This is a genomic window from Achromobacter sp. SIMBA_011 (assembly GCF_046535435.1).
GTDB lineage: Bacteria > Pseudomonadota > Gammaproteobacteria > Burkholderiales > Burkholderiaceae_B > Achromobacter > Achromobacter dolens.
In genome coordinates this window covers 1-313 of sequence record NZ_JAWRWN010000220.1, presented here as the reverse complement: position 1 = coordinate 313, position 313 = coordinate 1, and the positions used below count along the sequence as shown (strand labels likewise).

Below are 313 nucleotides of genomic sequence, written 5' to 3'. Positions count from 1 at the left end.
CCGAGATCGGCGGCGATCGCGAGGAGTATCTGCCGCTGCAATGGTGCGCGACGTCGGATACGCTCGATCGCCATCTGTCGCTGGCCGGCTGGCAACGCGCGACGCCGTGGTCGCCCGCGAGCGCACTGCGCTGGCTCCTGCCGCAGGCGCAGGCCGACGCGTTGCCGGTGCTGCCGCGCTACACGCACGGCGAGAGCACGCGGCGCGAGTTCGTGCGCGTCGATCCCGCGCGGCCGGACAGCCGTCTCGTGCGGCGGCTGTGGCGTTATCCGTACGTGTTGCAGGACGCGCTCGGCACGCGGCCGCTGTGGTA

Annotated in this window: 1 protein-coding gene; it reads left to right on the top strand. The window is 72.5% G+C overall.

Going from position 1 to position 313, the window contains the following annotated elements; genetic code table 11:
- Window positions 1-313: LssY C-terminal domain-containing protein (locus SB816_RS30660; RefSeq protein ID WP_410548073.1), on the top strand; the 313-nt coding region annotated here is incomplete at both ends.